14 protein-coding genes and 1 pseudogene are annotated in these 14,909 nt (G+C 72.5%); 7 read left to right on the forward strand and 8 right to left on the reverse strand.

Going from position 1 to position 14,909, the window contains the following annotated elements:
• Window positions 1–327: 327 nt before the first annotated feature.
• A complete protein-coding gene (locus tag M2163_RS10235) occupies window positions 328–1,245 on the reverse strand; it encodes an AraC family transcriptional regulator (protein ID WP_348541397.1) in 918 nt (305 codons plus the stop codon).
• A 252-nt stretch (window positions 1,246–1,497) separates the two neighbouring features.
• Here M2163_RS10235 and M2163_RS10240 point away from each other — a divergent pair, with 252 nt between their 5' ends.
• A complete protein-coding gene (locus tag M2163_RS10240; RefSeq protein ID WP_280854271.1) occupies window positions 1,498–2,667 on the forward strand; it encodes an MFS transporter in 1,170 nt (389 codons plus the stop codon).
• 147 nt (window positions 2,668–2,814) lie between these two features.
• Here M2163_RS10240 and M2163_RS10245 read toward each other — a convergent pair whose 3' ends face one another.
• Complete coding sequence (locus M2163_RS10245; RefSeq protein ID WP_280853101.1) at window positions 2,815–3,150, reverse strand: hypothetical protein; 336 nt, start codon at window positions 3,148–3,150, stop codon at window positions 2,815–2,817.
• Between the two features lie 139 nt (window positions 3,151–3,289).
• The gene (locus M2163_RS10250) at window positions 3,290–3,985 is read right to left on the reverse strand and encodes a type 1 glutamine amidotransferase domain-containing protein (RefSeq protein ID WP_280853100.1); all 696 of its coding nucleotides are present in this window, start codon (window positions 3,983–3,985) and stop codon (window positions 3,290–3,292) included.
• A gap of 50 nt (window positions 3,986–4,035) precedes the next feature.
• Here M2163_RS10250 and M2163_RS10255 point away from each other — a divergent pair, with 50 nt between their 5' ends.
• A complete protein-coding gene (locus M2163_RS10255) occupies window positions 4,036–4,980 on the forward strand; it encodes a LysR family transcriptional regulator (RefSeq protein ID WP_280853099.1) in 945 nt (314 codons plus the stop codon).
• A 792-nt stretch (window positions 4,981–5,772) separates the two neighbouring features.
• Complete coding sequence (locus M2163_RS10260; RefSeq protein ID WP_280893810.1) at window positions 5,773–6,507, forward strand: maleylpyruvate isomerase family mycothiol-dependent enzyme; 735 nt, start codon at window positions 5,773–5,775, stop codon at window positions 6,505–6,507.
• Here the strand turns inward: M2163_RS10260 and M2163_RS10265 are convergent.
• A complete protein-coding gene (locus M2163_RS10265) occupies window positions 6,504–6,887 on the reverse strand; it encodes a MarR family transcriptional regulator (RefSeq protein WP_280893811.1) in 384 nt (127 codons plus the stop codon). The genes M2163_RS10260 and M2163_RS10265 overlap by 4 nt on opposite strands.
• A gap of 86 nt (window positions 6,888–6,973) precedes the next feature.
• Between M2163_RS10265 and M2163_RS10270 the strand changes: the two genes are divergently transcribed.
• Together M2163_RS10270 and M2163_RS10275 are read left to right on the forward strand one after the other, a co-directional pair.
• Window positions 6,974–8,461: an MFS transporter gene (locus tag M2163_RS10270; RefSeq protein WP_280853096.1), complete on the forward strand. Its 1,488-nt coding sequence runs from the start codon at window positions 6,974–6,976 to the stop codon at window positions 8,459–8,461.
• Window positions 8,462–8,535: 74 nt separating this feature from the next.
• Window positions 8,536–8,823 (forward strand): DUF6332 family protein, encoded by a 288-nt coding sequence (locus tag M2163_RS10275; protein ID WP_280853095.1) that lies wholly within the window; start codon window positions 8,536–8,538, stop codon window positions 8,821–8,823.
• Here M2163_RS10275 and M2163_RS10280 read toward each other — a convergent pair.
• The 3 genes and pseudogenes from M2163_RS10280 to M2163_RS10290 form a co-directional block, all read right to left on the reverse strand.
• Window positions 8,784–9,450: pseudogene (locus M2163_RS10280) on the reverse strand (response regulator transcription factor). The gene M2163_RS10275 and the pseudogene M2163_RS10280 sit on opposite strands and share 40 nt — an antisense overlap.
• Window positions 9,447–10,679: a sensor histidine kinase gene (locus M2163_RS10285; RefSeq protein ID WP_280893812.1), complete on the reverse strand. Its 1,233-nt coding sequence runs from the start codon at window positions 10,677–10,679 to the stop codon at window positions 9,447–9,449. Before M2163_RS10285 ends, M2163_RS10280 begins: the two are co-directional and overlap by 4 nt.
• Before the next feature lie 125 nt (window positions 10,680–10,804).
• On the reverse strand, window positions 10,805–11,497 hold the full coding sequence (locus tag M2163_RS10290) for a TetR/AcrR family transcriptional regulator (protein ID WP_280853092.1): 693 nt from the start codon (window positions 11,495–11,497) through the stop codon (window positions 10,805–10,807).
• Window positions 11,498–11,629: 132 nt separating this feature from the next.
• Here M2163_RS10290 and M2163_RS10295 point away from each other — a divergent pair, with 132 nt between their 5' ends.
• Window positions 11,630–12,079, forward strand: coding sequence for a nitroreductase family deazaflavin-dependent oxidoreductase (locus M2163_RS10295; RefSeq protein WP_280853091.1), 450 nt, complete (start codon window positions 11,630–11,632; stop codon window positions 12,077–12,079).
• Here the strand turns inward: M2163_RS10295 and M2163_RS10300 are convergent.
• Window positions 12,069–13,295 carry a geranylgeranyl reductase family protein gene (locus M2163_RS10300; protein WP_348540984.1) on the reverse strand — a complete coding sequence of 409 codons (1,227 nt, stop codon included), beginning with the start codon at window positions 13,293–13,295 and terminating at the stop codon, window positions 12,069–12,071. The genes M2163_RS10295 and M2163_RS10300 overlap by 11 nt on opposite strands.
• Window positions 13,296–13,488: 193 nt before the next feature.
• Between M2163_RS10300 and M2163_RS10305 the strand changes: the two genes are divergently transcribed.
• A complete protein-coding gene (locus M2163_RS10305; protein WP_280853089.1) occupies window positions 13,489–14,844 on the forward strand; it encodes a dipeptidase in 1,356 nt (451 codons plus the stop codon).
• Window positions 14,845–14,909 lie beyond the last annotated feature (65 nt).

Below are 14,909 nucleotides of genomic sequence, written 5' to 3' on the forward strand. Positions count from 1 at the left end.
CCACCTTCTGCAGCGGGCGTCGTCCACCTGGTGGGCCGCGGGGTGCCCGCGCACGCCGGGGCGGCTGGGGCAGGAGCTGCTCGCCGGGCGCCTCTACGACGGCGAAGCAGACAGCCGAGCTCAGACGAGCCCAGCCCGGCCGTCGACCGTCGTCCAGGACGACACGGCCGAACCCGCCGTGGACCAGCCCTGCCTTCAGGGCGACTCGGCCCGGACGCCCTGTGACTCCGCAACAGGCCGCGTGAGGCAGGGGCCCCGGTGCACGGCAAGCCGGTCGGACGGTCCCCCGCGCCATCCGACCGGCCGTCTGCGGTACCCGCGGAGACGCTATCGGCCGGGAACCGTCGCGGTCTTGGAAGAATTTGCACTCACGGAGAGGGACACGGCACCCTCCACCCGGCGCGCGGCCACCATCTGACCGGGCGTGGTTCCGGCGATGGCTCGGAACTCGCGGTTGAGGTGCGCCTGGTCGTAGAAGCCGCAGGCCGTGGAGATCTCGGTCAGAGTCCCCGCCCCGCGACCGAGCAGCGCCACGGCATGGCGGAAGCGCAGAACCCGGGCGGACGCCTTGGGCGTGAGCCCGATCTGCTGAGTGAACCGCCGGATCAAGTACCCCTGACTCCAGCCCACTTCGGCGGCGATACGGGCAATGGGGATCACGCCCGCACTCCCGGAGAGCAGTTGCCAGGCATGTTCCACCTCGGGTGTGGGCTGCGGGCCGTACTCGAGCCGGGCCAGCAGCGCCGCGTCCAGCAGGTCGAACCTGGCGGCCCAGTCGGGCGTGGCCGCCATCCGGTCCACCAGCACCCCGGCCCCGGGACCCAGAATGTCCCGTATCTCGACGGCCAGGTTCGTCAGCTCACCCATCGGCACGCCGAAGAGCCGGTACGCGCCCAGGGGTGTGAACTCCACCCGGATCGCCTCCTGACCACCGGGATGCGTACAGATCGCGGGCCGGTCCTCCATCCCCACCACCAGCGACCCGATGCTCCCACTTCCCCCGTCCCGCACACCCAGCCGCCGCACCTGCGAGAAGGGCTCCGCGAGACTGATCAACAGGGTGGCACGCCCGGTCGGCACCAGCCGGACCTCGTACGGCGTGGCCACCGCCTCCCAGTAGCCGACGTAGCTGCGTAAGTACGGCCGCAACCCCGGGTGCCAGGGTCTGGTCACCCGCCACATTCCACCGAGCCGCACGACCTCGACGGCACCGCTCGCCCCCACGTGCGTCCCTGTCCCCGCCATGCCGTCGCGTGCGCCGAGAACCACTTGGAGCGCTCCTTCCACCGCCGTGCCGTCCAGCATCCAACGCCACCGCGCCCGACCCACCGGTAATGAGGTGAAGTTGGCATGCAGACGCGTGCAGATCCGATGACGGCACCCCAAGGGTCCGGACCCGGCCCCTTCTTCGCTCACCCGAACACTCTTGCCGACAATCGAGCACGCGCCTACGCTGATTTTGTGCCGCTGATAAACAAACTGCGTACAGGCATCGCCCTGCCGGACAACTCCCTCACCCGCCTCCGTATCGCCCTCACCGTCTTCTTCGCCCTCGACGGCTTCGTCTTCGCCGGGTGGGTCGTCCGCATCCCCGCGATCAAGGAACAGACCGGCGCCTCCGCCAGCGCCCTCGGTCTCGCCCTGCTCGGTGTCTCGGCCGGCGCGGTGATCACGATGATGCTCACGGGACGGCTGTGCCGCCGTTACGGCACCCACCGGGTCACCGTCGTCTGCGCCGTCCTGCTCTCCCTCAGCGTCGCCCTGCCGCCGCTCACCCACTCCGCTCCGGCGCTCGGCGCCGTGCTGCTGGTCTTCGGGGCCGCGTACGGCAGCATCAACGTCGCCTTCAACAGTGCCGCGGTCGATCTGGTGGGCGCGCTGCGGCGGCCCATCATGCCCAGTTTCCACGCGGCTTTCAGTCTGGGCGGCATGCTCGGTGCCGGGATCGGCGGGCTGGTGGCCGGAGGTCTGTCGCCCACGCGGCACCTGTTCGGCCTCACTCTGGTCGGTCTGCTCGTCACCGCCGTCGCGGGCCGGACCCTGCTGCGCATCCAGCCGCCGACACCCGTGCGGGACACACCGCCGCACGATGCCGCACGCCGACCTTCGAAAACCCCCACCCGCACCCGCGGCCTCGTCGTCACCTTCGGCCTGATCGCCCTGTGCACGGCCTACGGCGAGGGTGCGCTGGCCGACTGGAGCGCCCTGCATCTGGAGCACGACCTGGACGCCACACCGGGCGTCGCGGCGGTCGGTTACTCGTGCTTCGCGCTCGCCATGACGATCGGCCGGCTGAGCGGCACCAAGCTGCTCGAACGTCTCGGCCAGACCCGCACGCTCGTGGGCGGCGGCACCACCGCCGCGCTCGGCATGCTGCTCGGAGCCCTCGCTCCGTCCGTCTGGGCGGCTCTGCTCGGCTTCATGATCACGGGGCTCGGTCTCGCCAACCTGTTCCCCGTCGCCGTCGAGCGCGCGGGCAGGCTGGCCGGGCCCGACGGAGTCGCCGTCGCCTCCACCCTCGGCTACGGCGGCATGCTGCTCGGCCCGCCCGCCATCGGCTTCATGGCCGACTGGTTCTCGCTGCCCGCCGCGCTCACCAGCGTCGCGGTGCTCGCCGGCACCGCCGCGGTCATCGCGGCGCTGACCCGGCGCGCGGCGGCGGGCTGACCACGCCTCGACACCGTCCGCGTATGCGCATCCGCGCCCACGCCCACGCCCCGACACCGTCCGCGCATCTGCATCCGCATCCGCGCCCGTACCCGCCCGCACGCGCGGCTCATCCGGATCACCACGGAACAGTCGGATCATTCCGGATCACTCCGGATGAGCCACCGCGTCCTTCTGCAACTCCACGGCCGCCAACAGGCTGAGCTTCGGTTCCGCCTTGCGCAGCGCCCGCACCGCCGCGACCGAGGTGATGTCACCCGTGAAGCCGACGGCGGCCAGCCGGGAACGGACCCAGCGGGCGCGCAGCCCGGCCTCGGTGGCGGCGCCGGTGGACTCGACGAGTGCCACGGCCCGTTCCAGCCCGGGCCGTTCCTCGGGCGGGGCCTCGGCGAGCGCCTGGCGCAGGGCGCTTGCGACGACGTCCGCGTCCCGCACGAGCAGCACGAAGTTGTGTTTCTTGTTCAGTCCCGCGATTACCGACATGCGGATCATCGTGACGGCCATCTGCCGTGTCCGCCAAGCGACTTGAGCAGTCTCAGAGACTCGGCCCGGCCTCTGGCGGCCGGGCTCCCCCGCTGCGGCGGCCCGATCTGCCGCCGCCTCGCGCGACGCCGGCCCTCGCTCAGCCCAGCTTCTTCAGCAGCTCGGCGGCGAGCGGCGCGGAGGACGCCGGGTTCTGCCCGGTCACCAGGTTGCCGTCGACGATCACATGCGGCGCCCACGGCTCGGACGGCTCGACCTGGACACCGGCCTCGGTGAGCCGGTCCTGGAGCAGCCACTTGGCCTTGTCGGCGAGGCCCGCCTGGGTCTCCTCGGCGTTGGTGAAAGCCGCCACCCGGCGCCCGGCGAACGCGTTGGAGCCGTCGGCCCCGGTGGCGGCGAGCAGCGCGGCCGGGGCGTGGCAGACGACGCCGAGGGGCTTTCCGCTCTCCAGGGCGCGGGTGAGCAGCCGGCCCGAGTCCGCGTCGACCGCGAGGTCCTCCATCGGCCCGTGGCCACCGGGGTAGAAGACGGCCACGTAGTCGTCGAGGTCGACCTCGTCCAACCGTACCGGGGCCTGCAGTTCGGGCGCCGAGGCGAGCACCGCGGCGATGCGGTCGGCGTTCTCCTGGCCGCCGTTGACCTCGGCCGCGAGGCTGCCCTTGTCCACGGTCGGCACGACACCGCCCGGCGTGGCCACGACGATCTCGTGTCCCGCGGCCTTGAAGGCCTCGTACGGGGCGACGGCCTCCTCGGCCCAGAAGCCGGTCGGGTGCTGGGTGCCGTCGGCCAGGGTCCAGTGGTCGGCACCGGTCATCACAAAGAGGATCTTCGACATGGGGAAACCGTAGCTCCGCCCTGCCATAGATATCCAATAGGCTCACGCATATGAGGGATAGGTTCACCAATGGCTCCGAGGATCCGGGGCACGCCGTCGGCGGCCCGCTGGACCTGAACCTGCTGCGGACGTTCCTGACCGTGTACCGCACCGGCTCCTTCACCGCGGCCGCCCGTCTGCTGGGCCTGTCCCAGCCGACGGTCACCACCCAGGTACGTTCCCTGGAACGGCAGGTGTGCCGCGAGCTGTTCGAGCGCCGGGCGCGGGGGGTGACCCCGGTGCCGTACGCGGACGAGCTCGCCGCCCGGATCGTGCAGCCGCTGGACTCGCTCGCCGCGGTGGCCGGGCCTTCCGGGAGCACAGAGGACGGCCCGGCCGAGCCGGTGCACCTCGGGGGCCCGGCCGAGTTGCTGTCCCGGTGCGTCCTGCCCGGCCTCGCATCCCTGGTGGACCGGGGTGTACGGCTGCGTGTCACGCCCGGTCTGACCGAACCGCTCCTGGACGATCTGCGCGCCGGCCGCCACGACCTGGTGATCGCCACGTTCCGGCCGCGCGGCCGCACGCTGACGGCCGTGCCGCTCAACGACGAGGAGTTCGTGCTCGTCGCCTCCCCCGCCTGGGCCCTGCGGCTCGGCGCGCCGGAACACCTCGCGGCCGCCCTGCACGGCGTCCCGCTCATCGCCTACGCCGAGGACCTGCCCATCGTGCGCCGCTACTGGCGGCACGTCTTCGGCCGGCGCCTGGTGCGGCAGCCCGCCCTCACCATGCCCGACCTGAACGGGGTCAAGGCCGCGGTGGCAGGGGGAGCCGGATTCACCGTGCTCCCCCGCTACCTGTGCGCCGACGAGCTGGCGTCGGGGGCCCTGGTCCTGCTGCACGACCCCGACGACCCGCCCATCAACACCGGCTTTCTGGTCCAGCGCCCCGGGACCTCCGGCAACCCGCACGTGGCACTGGTCCGCGACCACCTGCTGCAGTCCGCCCGCGACTGGTAGGCCGACGAGGCCGGCGGCCGAGCGCCCCCGACACCAAAGCCGACTTCCAGACCGACCCGACGGCCGGGCACACAGCCCGCACCCGAGCCTGGATCCAGACCAAGCCGACAGCCGGGCACGCGGCCTCCTACCCGAACCGGGCTCCACATCGGACCGACAGCCAACACGGCCCCAGCAGCCGAGCAGGCAGCCCACGGCCCAGCCGGACCCCGGACCGACCCGAAGGCCCGGGCGCACAGCCCGCACCCGAGCGTGGGTCCAGACCGAGCCGACAGCCGGGCACGCGGCCTCCTACCCGAACCGGGCTCCGCATCGAACCGACAGCCAACACGGACCCGGCACCCGAGCAGGCTCAGCAGCCGGGCAGGCAGCCCCATATCCCAGCCGGACCCCGGACCCGACCCACAGCCACCACGCACTCGACACCCGAGCAGGCTCAGCAGCCAGGCACAGCCCCGCAAACCGAACCAGAACACAGCCCAAACCCACAGCCGGGCACGCAGCCCCGTACCCGAGCCGGACCCAGGACCCGACCCCCATCCGAGCGCGCAGCCCACAGCCCGCCGGACCCCCGACCGAACCCACAGCCCACGGCCCGCCGGACCCCGGACCCGACCCACAACCGACACGCACCCGGTAGCCGAGCAAGCAGGCTCAGCAGCCGGGCCGGGATCCAGTCAGGGCCAGAGGCCGACAGGAGACCGGGCGCAGCCCGCACCCCGGCACAGCCACTCACGCGGAGCCCCAAACCCGCAGGCTCGCTCCCCGGCCGACGTCAGGCACACTCCTCCCATGGAGACAGCCGAATTCATCCGAATCCTGGAAAGCGAGGGCCAGTTGCTCGCGGCGGCCGCCGAACAGGCGGGCACCGACGCCAAGGTACCGACCTGTCCGCAATGGCAGGTGCGGGACCTGGTGCGGCACACGGGCGCGGTGCATCGCTGGGCGACGGCGTTCGTGGCCGGAGAGCTGACCAGCGCCCGCCCCATCGGTGACGAACCCGCCCTGGACGGCGAGGAGTTGCTCGCCTGGTTCCGCACCGGCCACCGCCTCCTGGTCGACACGCTGGACTCCGCCGCCCCCGACGTCAGGTGCTGGCACTTCCTCCCGGCCCCCACTCCGCTCGCCTTCTGGGCCCGGCGGCAGGCGCACGAGACGACCGTGCACCGCTTCGACGCGGAGTCGGCGCGCGGCGGCACCCCCACCGAGATCGGCCGGGACTTCGCCGCCGACGGCATCGACGAGTTGCTGCGCGGCTTCCACGCCCGCGCGAAGAGCCGGGTCCGCAGCGCCGAGCCCCGGGTGCTGCGGGTGCGGGCGAGCGACACGGACGGCGCCGTGTGGACCGTACGACTGTCCCAGGAGCCGCCCTCGACCGAGCGCGGCGAGGCGGGGGACGCCGACTGCGAGGTGTCAGGGCCCGCGGCCCGGCTGTACCTGGCGCTGTGGAACCGGCTGCCGCTCCCGCGGGTGACCGGGGACCCCTCGGTCGCCGCCCTGTGGCGCGAGAAGTCCGCGGTGGGCTAGGAGGAGGACTCCAACATCCGTGTGAGGACCGCGCGTTGCACCGGGAGGGCGGCACGGTGCAGCGCGCGCCCCTTGGCCGTGAGCGACACCCGTACGCCCCGCCGGTCCTCCGCGCACATCCCGCGCTCGAGGAGGCCGTCCCTCTCCAGCCGGGCGATCAGCCGCGACAGCGCGCTCTGGCTCAGATGAACCCGCTCGGAGATCTCCTGCACGCGGTAGGCGCAGCCGCCGTCGGCCAGGACGTCGAGCACCTCGAAGTCGCTGCCGCACAGGCCGTGTTGCTGAAGAGCGCGGTCCAGTTCGCACTGTGTGCGCGCGTGCAGCGCCAGGATGTCCCGCCACTGCTCCGCCAGCGCTTGCTCGGGCTTCATCGCCACCATGCGCGGCACCGTAGCAGAGAAACCCGATTATTGCATCGGAATTAAATGCGTTTGCATTCAATGCATGCGCATGTAGTGTCTTCCCCATGACCTCTCCGCTCACCACTTCCGCGGACCCGTCCTCGGCGGTCCGCTGGACACCCAGGCTCTGGGGCACCCTGCTGGTGCTGTGCGCCGCGATGTTCCTGGACGCCCTGGACGTGTCGATGGTCGGCGTCGCGCTCCCGTCCATCGGCGCCGACCTGGGCCTTTCCACCTCGACGCTGCAATGGATCGTCAGCGGCTACATCCTCGGCTACGGCGGTCTCCTGCTCCTGGGCGGCCGTGCCGCCGACCTGCTGGGCCGACGCCAGGTCTTCCTGGTGGCCCTCGGCGTCTTCGCGGTCGCCTCGCTCCTCGGCGGCCTCGTCGACTCGGGCCCGCTGCTGATCGCCAGCCGCTTCATCAAGGGCCTCAGCGCCGCCTTCACCGCGCCCGCGGGCCTGTCCATCATCACCACGACGTTCCCGGAGGGCCCGCTGCGCAACCGCGCGCTCTCCATCTACACCACCTGCGCCGCCACCGGCTTCTCCATGGGTCTGGTGCTGTCCGGCCTGCTCACCGAGGCCAGTTGGCGCCTGACCATGCTGCTGCCCGCGCCCATCGCGCTGGCCGCCCTGATCGCCGGCCTGAAGCTGCTGCCGCGCAGCGCCCGCGAGAAGGACCACAACGGCTACGACGTCCCCGGCGCCGTCCTCGGCACCGCCTCGATGCTGCTGCTCGTCTTCACCGTCGTCCAGGCCCCCGAGTCCGGCTGGGCCTCGGCCCGCACGCTGTTGTCCTTCCTCGCCGTGGCCGTGCTGCTGAGCGTCTTCGTCCTGGTCGAGCGGCGCTCGCCGGGCCCGCTGATCCGGCTCGGCGTGCTGCGCTCCGGCACCCAGATCCGTGCCCAGCTGGGCGCCATGGCGTTCTTCGGCTCCTACGTCGGCTTCCAGTTCCTCGTGACCCTGTACATGCAGTCGCTGCTCGGCTGGTCGGCGCTGCACACCGCGCTCGCCTTCCTGCCCGCGGGCGCGCTGGTGGCGGTGTCCTCGACCAAGGTCGGCTCGATCGTGGACCGCTTCGGGACCCACCGGCTGATCCCGGCGGGCTTCGCACTGATGGTCGTCGGGTACGCGCTGTTCCTGGGGATCGACCTCGACCCCGTGTACGCGGCCGCGATCCTGCCCTCGATGCTGCTCATCGGCGCCGCCTGCGCGCTGGTCTTCCCCTCGCTCAACATCCAGGCCACCAACGGCGTCGAGGACCACGAGCAGGGCATGGTCTCCGGGCTTCTGAACACCTCGGTGCAGGTCGGCGGCGCGATCTTCCTGGCCGTCGTGACCGCGGTGGTGACCGCGGGCGCCCCCGAGAACGCCACCCCGCAGGCCGTCCTCGACAGCTACCGCCCCGGACTGATCGTGGTCACCGCGATCGCCGCGGCCGGGCTGCTGATCACCCTCACGGGAGCACGTACCGCACGTCGGCCGCTGCCGTCCGTCGTGGTCGCCAAGTCCACCACCCGGGAGGCGGAGCGCGTCACCGTACGCGACTAGGGGGACGCCTCCGACACCGTGTGCCCGGCGGAGCCTTCTTGCTCCGCCGGGCACACGGCTGTGAGACTCGGTGGATGGAGACGTACGGGGGACGCCGGAGCCAGGCGGAGCGTGACGCCATCACCGTCGAGATCGGATACGCGCTGTGCAGCGCGCTGTTCGCGGCGGCGGTGCTGTTCGGTGCGGTGGCCGGTCCTGCGCTGCTGTTCGAACTGCCCGGCACCGTCGAGAAGTTGCTGCTGCGGGCCGGACTCACGATCGCACCCGTGGTCTTCGCCGCCCGGGTGATCAGCGTGCTGGTGCGCTTCCGGCACCAGAGCCCTCAGCCCAGCCAGCCGGGCCGCACCAATCCGGACTCGTAGGCGAGCACCACCAGTTGGGCGCGGTCGCGGGCGCCCAGCTTGACCATCGTGCGGCTGACGTGGGTCTTGGCGGTGAGCGGGCTGACGACCAGGCGCCGGGCGATCTCCTCGTTGGACAGGCCGATGCCGACCAGGGCCATCACCTCCCGCTCCCGCTCGGTGAGTCCCGCGAGTGCGCCCTCGGCCGCGGGTTCCTTGGAGCGGGCCGCGAACTCGGCGATGAGACCGGCGGGTCACCCCGGGCGAGAGGAGCGCGTCGCCCTCGACCACCGCCCGCACGGCACGCAGGAGTTCCGCCGGTTCGGTGTCCTTGACCAGGAAGCCGGAGGCACCGGAGCGGATCGCCTCGAAGACGTACTCGTCGAGCTCGAAGGTGGTGAGCATGACCACCCTCACGTCCTTGAGGCCGGTGTCCCCGGTGATGCGCCGGGTCGCGGCGAGACCGTCGAGCAGCGGCATGCGGATGTCCATCAGGACGATGTCCGGCCGCAGTTCGCGCACCTTGCGCACCGCCTCCTCGCCGTCGGAGGCCTCCCCCGCCACCTCGATGTCCGGCTGCGCGTCGAGCAGGGCCCGGAAACCGGCCCGCACGAGTGACTGGTCGTCGGCGAGCAGTACGCGGATCACCGTTCGTCCTCCTTGGCCGGCACCTGAAGCGGCAGTACGGCGAGCACCCGGAACCCTCCCTCGGGACGCGGGCCCGCCTCGATCGTGCCACCGAGCGCGGCGGCCCGCTCCCGCATTCCGGCCAGACCGTTGCCGCTGCCGCCCGCGTCGGCGCCGGTCGCCGGTCCGTCGTCGTCGACACGGAGCCGTAGGGCCCCGCCGTCGTGATCGAGCCGCACGCGCGCGTGCCGCGATCCCGAGTGCCGTACGACATTGGTGAGCGCCTCCTGGACGATGCGGAAGGCGGCGAGGTCCGCGCCGGGCGGCAGGGCCGGCGCCGCGCCCTCCACCTCGACGGTGAGGCCCGCGCCGGCCGCCTGGGACACCAGCTCGGGCAGCCGGTCCAGGCCCGGCGCGGGGGCGCGCGGGGCGTCACCGGGGGTGCGCAGGGTGTCGAGGACCTGGCGGACCTCGCCGAGCGCCTCCTTGCTGGCGGCCTTGATGGTGGTGAGCGCGGTGCGGGCCTGTTCGGGGTCGGTGTCGAGGAGGGCGAGGCCGACGCCGGCCTGGACGTTGATGACGGAGATGCTGTGCGCGAGCACGTCGTGCAGTTCGCGGGCGATCCTCAGCCGTTCCTCGTCGGCGCGGCGCCGGGCGGCCCGGGCGCGCTCGGCGCGTTCCCGGGCCCACTGTTCGCGCCGGGTACGGGCCAGCTCCGCCACGGCGACGATCGCGACCACCCAGGCGGCGATCACGCCCTCCTGTCCCCAGGGGGCGGCCGGGTCCTCGGCCGGCGGAAGCCACTGGTACAGCCAGTGGGCGACCAGGACGTGCCCGGCCCACAGCATCCCCAGCGCGGTCCAGGCGGCCTTGCGGTGTCCGGCCACCACGGCACTGAAGCAGGCCAGGGCGACGGGCAGGAACACGGGCCCGTAGGGATACCCGGCACCGAGATAGACCATCGCGGCGGCCGTCGCGGCGAAGACGACGGGCACGGGTCGCCGATGCCGCCACAGCAGCACCCCGGAGCCCACCACCAGCAGCGCCCGCGCGAACGGGTCGAGCGCGGCCCGCTCGCCGACCTGCTGGTGGGCCGCGTAGTTCGAACCGCCGAGCACGAAGAACGTGAGCAGCAGGGTGGACGGCCACGGCCACCGGGCGCCGTGCCCGTCGCCGCTCCGCCACCACGGCGGACCGAGCCGCCGCCACCGCGACGGGCCTCCCCCGCGCACGCCCTGCTCACCGTCCATGACAGCCACGCTAGACGGCCCGGCCCGGGCGGGACGTCCCCCGAGCGTGGTGATCACGCCTACTCCCGGCGAAGTACGACGGCGGCCGCGGGTCCCGGCGCGGCCACGGTCTCTGCGGACGCCTCCTACCGGAGCCCCACGCCCCGCCCCAGCTGCCGCACCGCGTGCCGGAAGAACGGTTCCCGGTCCTCCACCACCCGGTTGAACTGGCCGAAGAGTTCGAAGCCGACCAGGCCGAAGAGCTGGGCCCAGGCCACCACCAGGGCGGCGACCACCGGGGACGGCAGGTCCGGGGCGAGGTCGGCCGCGATGCGCCCGGCCTCGGCGCGCAGGTCCTCGGGCACCGGGGGCAGCTCCGCCAGTCCCCCCGGGCCGTCGTGGGCGTCGCGGACGACACCGATCAGGAGGAGGCCGACGCGGGCGGCGGCCGGGACGGTGGTCTGCGGTGCGACGTATCCCGGGACGGGAGAGCCGTAGATCAGGGCGTACTCGTGCGGATGGTCCAGCGACCAGCGGCGGACCGCCTCGCACACCGCGACCCAGCGCTCCAGCGGGGCCGCCGCCTCGACCGCCCCGTGCGCCCGCTCGGCGCTCTCCCCGAGCGAGTCGTACGCGTCGATGATCAGGGCGGTGAGCAGGTCGTCGCGGCTCGGGAAGTAGCGGTACAGGGCCGAGGAGACCATCCCCAGCTCACGCGCCACCGCCCGCAGCGAGAGTTTCGACGCGCCCTCCGCCGCGAGCTGCCTGCGCGCCTCGTCCTTGATGGCGGCGGTGACTTCGATCCGGGCACGGGCCCGGGCCCCTTGTGCGGTGCTCATACGGCTCAGTCTCGCACAGGAACAGAGCAGTGCACACAATCGAGAGCACTGCTCTTGCTTTGGGTCGCGGAACCGTGCAGACTGGCCTCACCGAAAGCGAGAGCACCGCTCTCTCAAACAAGGGGGATGCTCATGTCCACGCACGTCCAGAAGCCCGGCTGGTTCACGGTCAACGTCTTCAACCGCATGGTGGCCTGGCTCACCCGCCGTGGCCTCAGCGTCTGGGGTTCCCGTGTCCTGGCGGTCCGCGGCCGCAAGAGCGGCGAGTGGCGGACCACCCCGGTGAACCTGCTGACGGTGGACGGCCTGCAGTACCTGGTGGCGCCGCGCGGCCATGTCCAGTGGACGCACAACATGCGCGCGGCCGGCGGCGGCGAACTGCACCTCGGCAAACAGGTGGAGACCTTCACCGCGACCGAGGTGGCCGACGACGACAAGGTCCCGCTCCTGCGCGCCTACCTCAAGCGCTGGAAGGCCGAGGTCGGCGTCTTCTTCAACGGGGTCGGCCCCGACTCTCCCGACGCCGACCTGCGCCGCATCGCACCCGACCACCCCGTCTTCCGCATCACGGTCAAGAACTGACCTCCCCGCCCTCGGCGGCCCCGGCGGGACGCGGGTCCAGCGCGGCCAGCGCCCGCTGGGCCATCGGCCGGCCGCGGACCAGCTCGCCCAGGGAGGTCGCGCCCTGCGTGATGTCCTTGAACGCGTTCCACGCGGGCCGGAAACCCGTCAGCGCCGCGTGGAACAGGCCGGGCCGGCGCTCGAAAGCGGTCAGCAGCCGCTTACCGACGCTCATCTCGACGCCGAGGCCCGCCTTGACGGCGAACGCGTAGTTCAGCGCCTGGCGCCGGGTGTCCACCGCGTCGTGGGCCTCCGCGATCCTGACCGCCCACTCCCCCGCGAGCCGCCCGGAGCGCAGCGCGAAGGAGATGCCCTCGCGGGTCCACGGCTCCAGGAGCCCGGCCGCGTCACCGCACACCAGCACCCGTCCGCGCGAGAGCGGCGAGTCGTCGGCACGGCAGCGGGTCAGGTGTCCCGAGGAGATGCTCGGTTCGAAGCCGGCGAGACCGAGGCGCCCGATGAAGTCCTCCAAGTACCGCTTGGTGGCCGCTCCTTCACCACGCGCCGAGATCACCCCGACGGTCAGGGTGTCCCCCTTGGGGAAGACCCAGCCGTAACTGCCGGGCATGGGGCCCCAGTCGATGAGCACCCGCCCCTTCCAGTCCTCGGCGACGGTCTCCGGCACCGGGATCTCCGCCTCCAGCCCGAGGTCCACCTGGTCGAGCTTGACCCCGACATGCGCGCCTATCCGGCTGGCGCTGCCGTCGGCCCCGACGACCGCCCGCGCGAGCAGCGTCTCACCGCCCTGGAGGACCACCGCGACCGTACGCCGGTCGGGCACCGCCGAGCCGTGCTGCTCGACGCGCTGCACGGTGACGCCCGTGCGCAGCTCGGCGCCCGCCTTCTGGGCGTGCTCGACGAGCTGCTGGTCGAACTCGGGCCGGTTGATCAGCCCGAACAGCATCTGCTTGGAACGCCGGGTCCGTGTGAAGCGGCCGTTGTTCGAGAAGGTGACGGCGTGCACCCGGTCCCGGAACGGCAGCTCGAAGCCGGGCGGCAGCGAGTCCCGCGAGGGACCGATGATGCCGCCGCCGCAGGTCTTGTACCGGGGCAGCTCGGCCTTCTCCAGCAACAGCACGCGCCGTCCCGCGACCGCCGCCGCGTAGGCGGCCGAGGCGCCCGCGGGGCCCGCGCCCACCACGACGACGTCCCACACCCGCTGCGCCTCGTCCTGCACGCCGTCCGCCGAAGAGTCGTCCGCCGAAGTGCCGTCCGCCGAAGAGTTCTCGCTGCTCACGATGGTCTGCTGCTCCCGATCAAGCCGTTGCCGCACCTGTCTCCCGCATCCTACGGCGGGCCCGCCCACAGACCACTGTGGGAGGATCTACGGCACTCACAGGTACAACGTCGCACCCACAAGGAGCGTGCCCATGTCGTCGAATCCGGTCGCCGAGACCGTCGCCTCGCTGATGCCGAGGGCGCGGGCGGAGCTCACCGAACTGGTGGCGTTCAAGTCGGTGGCGGACTTCGAGCAGTTCCCGAAGAGCGAGAGCGAGGCCGCCGCTGGCTGGGTCGCGGACGCGCTCACCGCCGAGGGGTTCCAGGACGTGGCCCTGCTCGACACCCCTGACGGCACCCAGTCGGTCTACGGCTACCTGCCCGGCCCGGAGGGTGCGAAGACCGTCCTGCTGTACGCCCACTACGACGTGCAGCCGCCGCTGGACGAGTCCGGGTGGACGACCCCGCCCTTCGAGCTCACCGAGCGCGACGGCCGCTGGTACGGGCGCGGGGCCGCCGACTGCAAGGGCGGTGTGATCATGCACCTGCTCGCGCTGCGCGCCCTGAAGGCGAACGGCGGGGTGCCGGTCCACGTCAAGTTCATCGCCGAGGGCTCGGAGGAACAGGGCACGGGCGGCCTGGAGCGGTACGCCGAGGCCAACCCCGCGCTCCTGGAGGCGGACACCGTCGTCATCGGTGACGCGGGCAACTTCCGCGTCGGCCTGCCCACGGTCACCACCACCCTGCGCGGCATGACCATGCTGCGCGTGCAGGTCGACACCCTCGCGGGCAACCTCCACTCGGGCCAGTTCGGCGGCGCCGCCCCCGACGCGCTGGCCGCGCTGATCCGCGTCCTGGACTCGCTGCGCGGGAAGGACGGCACGACACAGATCGACGGGCTCACCCCGGACGCCTCCTGGGACGGTCTCCAGTACGACGAGGAGCAGTTCCGGACGGACGCCAAGGTCCTGGACGGCGTGGAGCTGATCGGCGACGGCACGGTCGCCGACCGCATCTGGGCCCGCCCGGCCGTCACCGTCCTCGGCATCGACTGCCCGCCGGTCGTCGGCGCCACCCCGTCGGTGCAGGCGAGCGCCCGCGCGCTGGTCAGCCTGCGGGTGCCGCCGGGCATCGACGCGGCCGAGGCGACCAAGCTGCTCCAGGCGCACCTGGAGTCGCACACGCCGTGGGGCGCGCGGGTACGCACCGAGCAGATCGGCCAGGGCCAGCCGTTCCGCGCGGACACCACCAGCCCGGCGTACGCGGCGATGGCCGACGCGATGGCGGTGGCCTACCCGGGCCAGGAGATGCAGTACGCGGGCCAGGGCGGCTCCATCCCCCTGTGCAACACCCTCGCGTCGCTCTACCCGCACGCCGAGATCCTCCTCATCGGCCTGAGCGAGCCGGAGGCCCAGATCCACGCGGTGAACGAGAGTGTCTCCCCGGAGGAGCTGGAGCGCCTGTCGGTGGCGGAGGCCCTGTTCCTGCGCAACTACGCGGCGGGCTGATCCGACGGCTCTGCTGTCGGCTAAAGGCCCTCGCCCCCGGGCGGGGGCCTTTCTACGGTCGTCCC

Origin of the sequence: Streptomyces sp. SAI-135 (assembly GCF_029893805.1) — a bacterium.
Lineage (GTDB): Bacteria > Actinomycetota > Actinomycetes > Streptomycetales > Streptomycetaceae > Streptomyces.

Coding starts and splice junctions, on each gene's coding strand:
- M2163_RS10235 (WP_348541397.1), bottom strand. CDS start 1,245: ATGGCGGGGACAGGGACGCACGTGGGGGCGAGCGGTGCCGTCGAGGTC.
- M2163_RS10245 (WP_280853101.1), bottom strand. CDS start 3,150: ATGTCGGTAATCGCGGGACTGAACAAGAAACACAACTTCGTGCTGCTC.
- M2163_RS10250 (WP_280853100.1), bottom strand. CDS start 3,985: ATGTCGAAGATCCTCTTTGTGATGACCGGTGCCGACCACTGGACCCTG.
- M2163_RS10255 (WP_280853099.1), top strand. CDS start 4,036: ATGAGGGATAGGTTCACCAATGGCTCCGAGGATCCGGGGCACGCCGTC.
- M2163_RS10260 (WP_280893810.1), top strand. CDS start 5,773: ATGGAGACAGCCGAATTCATCCGAATCCTGGAAAGCGAGGGCCAGTTG.
- M2163_RS10265 (WP_280893811.1), bottom strand. CDS start 6,887: ATGGTGGCGATGAAGCCCGAGCAAGCGCTGGCGGAGCAGTGGCGGGAC.
- M2163_RS10270 (WP_280853096.1), top strand. CDS start 6,974: ATGACCTCTCCGCTCACCACTTCCGCGGACCCGTCCTCGGCGGTCCGC.
- M2163_RS10275 (WP_280853095.1), top strand. CDS start 8,536: ATGGAGACGTACGGGGGACGCCGGAGCCAGGCGGAGCGTGACGCCATC.
- M2163_RS10285 (WP_280893812.1), bottom strand. CDS start 10,679: ATGGACGGTGAGCAGGGCGTGCGCGGGGGAGGCCCGTCGCGGTGGCGG.
- M2163_RS10290 (WP_280853092.1), bottom strand. CDS start 11,497: ATGAGCACCGCACAAGGGGCCCGGGCCCGTGCCCGGATCGAAGTCACC.
- M2163_RS10295 (WP_280853091.1), top strand. CDS start 11,630: ATGTCCACGCACGTCCAGAAGCCCGGCTGGTTCACGGTCAACGTCTTC.
- M2163_RS10305 (WP_280853089.1), top strand. CDS start 13,489: ATGTCGTCGAATCCGGTCGCCGAGACCGTCGCCTCGCTGATGCCGAGG.